The sequence below is a fragment of the uncultured Sphingorhabdus sp. genome (assembly GCF_937872355.1).
In the GTDB taxonomy this organism is placed as follows: domain Bacteria; phylum Pseudomonadota; class Alphaproteobacteria; order Sphingomonadales; family Sphingomonadaceae; genus Sphingorhabdus_B.
On record NZ_CALMSV010000019.1, the window covers coordinates 1 to 5,601 of the forward strand.

Annotated in this window: 7 protein-coding genes; 4 read left to right on the plus strand and 3 right to left on the minus strand. The window is 61.1% G+C overall.

Annotated features, from left to right (window positions below):
- Positions 1-333: 333 nt before the first annotated feature.
- Both Q0239_RS00825 and Q0239_RS00830 read left to right on the plus strand, forming a co-directional pair.
- Positions 334-606 (plus strand): type II toxin-antitoxin system Phd/YefM family antitoxin, encoded by a 273-nt coding sequence (locus tag Q0239_RS00825; protein WP_298596898.1) that lies wholly within the window; start codon positions 334-336, stop codon positions 604-606.
- Complete coding sequence (locus tag Q0239_RS00830) at positions 606-959, plus strand: type II toxin-antitoxin system RelE/ParE family toxin (protein WP_298596901.1); 354 nt, start codon at positions 606-608, stop codon at positions 957-959. The genes Q0239_RS00825 and Q0239_RS00830 overlap by 1 nt, the downstream gene beginning before the upstream one ends.
- Positions 960-1,147: 188 nt before the next feature.
- On the opposite strand, the gene Q0239_RS00835 is transcribed toward Q0239_RS00830, so the two are convergent.
- From Q0239_RS00835 to Q0239_RS00845, 3 genes are read right to left on the minus strand one after another with little or no spacing between them, the layout of a single operon-like run.
- Positions 1,148-1,627, minus strand: coding sequence for a hypothetical protein (locus tag Q0239_RS00835; protein WP_298596904.1), 480 nt, complete (start codon positions 1,625-1,627; stop codon positions 1,148-1,150).
- Positions 1,624-3,756, minus strand: a complete 2,133-nt coding sequence (locus Q0239_RS00840; RefSeq protein ID WP_298596906.1) for a tyrosine-type recombinase/integrase — start codon at positions 3,754-3,756, stop codon at positions 1,624-1,626. Before Q0239_RS00840 ends, Q0239_RS00835 begins: the two co-directional genes overlap by 4 nt.
- Positions 3,747-4,961: a tyrosine-type recombinase/integrase gene (locus tag Q0239_RS00845; protein ID WP_298596909.1), complete on the minus strand. Its 1,215-nt coding sequence runs from the start codon at positions 4,959-4,961 to the stop codon at positions 3,747-3,749. The genes Q0239_RS00840 and Q0239_RS00845 overlap by 10 nt, the downstream gene beginning before the upstream one ends.
- A gap of 231 nt (positions 4,962-5,192) precedes the next feature.
- Here Q0239_RS00845 and Q0239_RS00850 point away from each other — a divergent pair, with 231 nt between their 5' ends.
- Both Q0239_RS00850 and Q0239_RS00855 read left to right on the plus strand, forming a co-directional pair.
- On the plus strand, positions 5,193-5,438 hold the full coding sequence (locus tag Q0239_RS00850) for an AbrB/MazE/SpoVT family DNA-binding domain-containing protein (protein ID WP_006949414.1): 246 nt from the start codon (positions 5,193-5,195) through the stop codon (positions 5,436-5,438).
- Positions 5,435-5,601, plus strand: a 167-nt coding sequence (locus Q0239_RS00855) for a PIN domain-containing protein (RefSeq protein ID WP_367276055.1), incomplete at its 3' end; no start/stop codon positions are given. The genes Q0239_RS00850 and Q0239_RS00855, both read left to right, overlap by 4 nt.

The window sequence follows — 5,601 nt, forward strand, 5'->3', positions numbered from 1 at the left end:
ACGGCGGCACCCTGGACAAAGCTCGTTCGCGACAGGCCGCGCGCTTTCGCGGCGCGATCGATCAATGCGAGTCCTGCCTCTTGCACGCGTGTTGATACAAGGCGTCCCTTGCGTTGCGAGCCTTTGGTCATGGTCGATCTCCAAGGCTTTCGTTCGAGATGTTGTGGAGAACGCGATACATTATCTCGGCGCAAATCACAGCCCTGGCGCTGCTCACAGCTTTGGGGTGGCACTAAACCTACGTCGCCTTTCGATGTGAGAACGACCTTGCGACTTGCCTGAGGCCGAAAGAGATGGCACTATATTCGGACCAAATTTAGGATGGAGTTACCCATGGGCCTCGAAACGCGCATCAAGCCGATCAGCTATCTCAAGGCTCATAGTGCCGAGGTCATTCGGGATCTCTCGGAGGGCGCTGCACCCCTCGTGATAACGCAGAATGGCGAAGCCAAGGCGGTTATCCAGGACGTTGTCAGCTATGCCGAGACGCAGGAACTGCTAGCCTTGCTCAAGTTGCTCGCCATGGCGCGCGATGACATGGCCAGCGGGCGCGTACAGCCCCTTGAGGGCCTCAAGGACCGCATTCGCGCGCGCGCGGCGCGCTGATGTCGGCGCAGATTCGCATTCAGCTTGCGGCGGAAGCCGAAGGCGACTTGGCTGCGATCTACAATCACCGGCTGAAGCAGCGCGGCGCAGATGGCCCGGACGGGGCTGAAGCTCTTCTCGACGCGCTCTATAGCGCCATAGAGGCTCTGGCCGATTTTCCACTTCGCGGTCCGATCCCGCCAGAACTCGATGCTCTGGGAATCGCTGACTGGCGGCAAATTTCGTTGTGGCCCTATCGGATCATTTACACGCTTGATGGCGATGTCCTGACGATCGCGGTGGTAGCTGACAGCCGACGCGATTTTGCCAGCTTGCTTGAGCGACGGCTGCTCCAGCGCTTGCCGCGCAGCTAGATCATTGATTTAACATATATCTATACCACATCATGTCTTTCTGATGTTATTTCAGTGGTTTGATGGTGATACGCCTGTCCATTGTGTTTCACTCCTAAATTGGACGATCAAGGGAGTTGGAAGTGTAAGACGCCGAAGGCGGCTCACTTCCTACTCCCTTGATCGTAATCCGATCGCAGCGTGACGGTTCAGTCTTCGGATGGCGGCATCGGTTCGGGCGTTTGCCCCGGTGATACACGCGCCAGGACAGCTGTGTAGAGCTGACGCCAGTGTTCGGCCTTGCCGCGCTCGCGTTCGGCGGTGCGGTCGGCCTTGGCCTTTTCAGCGCGTGCATCCCTGAGCTCGGTCTCTAGACGCTCGATCTTGTTGCGAAGCGCCGCTTCGATATGCCGGTATTCCTCCGGCGTCCGCAGCGGGATCTTCTTGCCGTTGATTACCTCGGTTTCCGCGCGCGTTTCGACGCGTTCCTCGCCGATCTCATCGGCGAAGTTGTTGTAGAGGTACTGGCGGCTGACTTTGGCTTCACGGGCGACCGAGACGAACGTCACAGCTTGCCTGGTGTCACGCAGGCGCTTGATCGCGTCCTCGACCGCAGCGCGCTTTTCAGCACTGCGGCGGCTGCGAGCATCATTGAGGGTGGCGATCCGCAGATCCGGTCCCGTGGTCATGGCGTCGCTTTCTCCCGAGCAGCGGCCGGCCTGTAGCGCTGTTTTTCGCCTTTGTAGAGGCCGTGCGCCTCGATGGAACGGATGATGGTGTCGGTGTTGTGGACGGCGTCCTTGTTGCGTTGTAGCCGCTTGCGCGTGATGTCGGCCAACCGGGTCTGACCGCCTTTCTCGTAATTCCGCGCTTCCTGTTCGAGCCCTTCGATCGCGACGTAAAGTCCGGCGCGCTCGCAGCGGAAGTGCTCGAGGTCGTCGCCATCGGCGCGGAAGAACCGGCAGGTTAGGCAAGCGTTTGCGTTCTCGCACCATTCGCCGAGCTGGCCGGGCAGCGTGCAGGCCCCGCCACAGACCCGCGTTGCCATCATGGTTTCCTTGCGCAGCAGGAGATCGCCGACGACCTCATCGACCTTGCCCGCGATCGTGAAGAACTGGCCGCCGCCTTTGCGGAGCAGGGCGTTTTTTTTGAGCTCCAGGCGCTTGTTGACGTACATCGACGCCATATCGGGCGAGGCGTGGCCCAGTTCGAACATGATGCTGAGAATATCGTGACCTTCGGCTGCCATCTGCGTCCCGCGATGGTGGCGCAGCGGATGCCACGAGAAGTCGAACGGCTTGCCTTCGCCGTCGACGATCCCATGTCTGAGGCACAGCATCTTGAGTTCTTGCAAGGTCCAGTTGTTGCCGAGGAACGACTCGCGCTTGCCGTAGAAGACCGGGAACAGGTATTTCGTCGCGCTGCCGTAACGCTGCCGGACGCGATCCCGCTGGGCCTCGATCAGCTCGATCATAGCCTGGTGCGCCGGATCGGTGACCAGCAAGGGCTTGGTATTCCAGCGGCTGACCTTATTCTGCCAGAACGTGAACAGCATGAACCGCTTGTCGTGCGGATCGGGCCGCAGGCAGTCGAAGAGCAGGGCATGCAGGTCTTCGGCCCGCGCGCCGGTCGTGATGCCGATCATGAAGATCGCAGGGATCGGCGCGGGTAGTTCGTCGAGCTTGGCCACCATGGCGGCCAGTGCTTCTGACGGAGCCGCCCGGTTGGCGCCCTCGCGCGATGCGTAAAGCCGGTTGCGCGGGTCATCCGGCGCCTGCTTGTAGCGGATCCGCCGCGCAGCGCGCTTGTCGAGCGCGATCCGCGGCCATTGTCCTGGCAGGAGGACTGGCGCCGCGCGCAGGAGCTGGACGATGTCGGTGTACCAGTTCTTGCCCGTGGCTTGCCGAGCATTTCCCCAGGCGAGGTAACGCTCTATCGTCAGTTCATTGATCTGCCCGGGATCAACAACACCATCTTCACGGAGGAACCGCGCAAATAGCCGCAGCCGCGACTGCATTCCCGATACCGTCCCTGGCGCAAGCTCGCCATGCGTCACCTTGTCGAGCAGGAAGCTGCGCATCGGTGGGCGCAGCCACGGCTCGAAGCAAATGAAGTTCAGATAGGTATCGCTCTGCCGCTGCCGGTCGCGGAAGCGCGTGTCCTCCTCACTGTAGAGATCGTTGAGCAGGATGATGTTGCGGTCATGCATCGGCGCCATCTGCGCCCGATTGATGATCGAGAAGCGATGGATGTCGCCGAACAGCTGCACTTCCGGCGACCGGTACTGGGTGGTGACGACCTTTCCATCCCGGATCCAGTTGCGGGTCTGGCTCTGCCTCCGCCGCCCATAGTTCGCGCCGTACCAAGCAGCGTATAGACCCAGTGCGGTATCGTTGTGGAACTTCGTTCTCGCAGAACCGTCACCATCTGACAATCCGAAGTTGGGGTGGGGGATGTCCGCGAGACAGCCCGCTCCAAAATGCTGAAGCAGGCTTTCGCCTTCTGCGACCAGATATCGGATCACCGGGATCCGGCGCTGGAACCAGTGGGCGTCCGCCTTACGATCGTCGAGCACCGATGCCGCGAGGTAGGCCTTGATTTCGTTGGTCAGCACCGGAACCGCGGCGCCAAGTGGTAGGCTTGCGTATGTCTGGCTCAACCATGGATGGCCGAACACCTCGTTCATTATGGCGTCTGACCAAACAGGATTCTCGACGAGGAGAGGGGACACGTCCCCGAGCCGAGCCTCAAGCCAGTTGCTGTAGCGATCGGTATCGTGCGGTGTGCCGCCGACGAGTGCCAGCGGTGTCATGCCCATTGCATGTCCTTTCCGAGAAGCTCAGCCTCGCGAAGTTTCTCAAGTCTTTCATGCACCTCATCGGGACCCGTCAGGTAAAGCCTGCGGATTTCCGACGCGAACAGGTGCTGGTAAAAGGCGGCCGTTGTCTGTGGGCTGGCATGGCCAAGGCGATCGGCCACTTCGAGCAGGCTGTAGCCCGCCGCGATCGCTTCGGACGCATGGCTGTGGCGGAACATGTGCCAGTTGAAGGCAATATGCGTGCGCTGTTCCAGCAGGCCCGCAAGCTTCTGGGCATAGGACAGGCTCATTGCGTGCCCGATGACGCCGGCTTTCACATTGGCGAAGACGTACTCGGCTCCGGATTCGAAGGCCGGCAGATATTCGTCGCTGGTGAGGTAATCGACGTACATGTTGAGCACGTAGTCGTGGACCGGCACACCGCGCGTCCGGCCAGATTTGGCGCGGGCGCCATTGGCATTGTCCTCGCGCGGAACGACCCAGATGACCTTTTCGGCCAGATCGATGTCGACATGGCGCAGGCCCAGCGCTTCGCCGATCCTGAGGCCCGTATTATAGAGCAACACGATCAGAAACGCGTCGCGCGCGAGCCCGCACGCCTCGATCAGCCGTAGGACCTCGCTTGGCGTCAGGCGCTTTCCCAGCACCTGCTGCTGAACCCGGCCGGGATCGCCCGACAGATAGCGGTCCTTGCGCCTCGTCGTACGACGCTGGCTGATATGCTCGAGGAACGGCTTGTAGGTCCGGCGCCCGTCATAGGCCTTCGTGACCTCGGCCGTATCGACCGCGAAGTCGTCGGTGCCGTTATAGAAGCGGTAAAAAGATTTGATCGCCAGCTGGATCTGGTTGCGCGTCGATGGCGCCAGAACCCGCGTCTCCTGCTTTCGCAGCAGGATCAGCCGCGGGCTCGGCAAGGCATCCTTTCGGCGGGCAAGCCGCCAAGCAAGGAAGCTGTCGTACAACGAAACCGAAGCTTCATGTAGACCTACGCCATTGGCACCGAGGAAGTTCGCGAAGTCCACAACGTGGCGAACATAAGCCCGTATCGTATTTGGTGACGCGTGAGTCTGTTCGAGATGAACGATCCAGTGACGAAGGCACTCGACGACATCGCCGGCATCGTCCAATACCGTCCACAACCGGCGACCGCCGGGCATTTCGATGCGTGCAGCCTGCCAAGGCGTCGTGGCGAACGAAGTGGACACGGTCGCTGATACTGATGAAAGACTACCGTAACCGCAAGCCTTTCGCCATCACACTGGACACAGTTTACATGGACAGTTCTGGTAGCGCTATTAACATAATATATATTATCAAACTGAACGATCATGCCGCGCTGCGCTGTTCGTGACACGTTAGCGATTTTGTGGCATATGGCCCCTGAATTGGCTCACGCGCACGCTTCGCGACGCGTTCGCCGCATCAGGAGCAGTGCCATGACGGTACAAGTGACGATCACGCCCAATGGCCGGATGAGCCTGCCGGCCGAGATCCGCAAGCGGCTCGGCCTGGCCGGCGGCGGCGCGCTGCTGGTCGAGGAAACCGAGGATGGCGTGATCCTGCGCACCGTGGCGCAGTCGATCGCCCACGCCCAGGCGCTGGCGAAGAAATACACCGAAGGCAACGCTGCCGCATCGGTCGATGCCTTTCTTGCCCGCCGCCGTGAGGAATCCGGCGAATGACCGAAGTCGTACTCGACGCCTCCGCGCTGCTTGCCCTGCTCCGGGACGAGCCCGGCGCGGGCAAGGTCGCCGATGCGATCGGCGCCTCGCGCATGTCGAGCGTCAACTACGCCGAGGTCGTCAGCCACTTCATCCATGCCGGCATGCCCGCCGACCAGGTCGA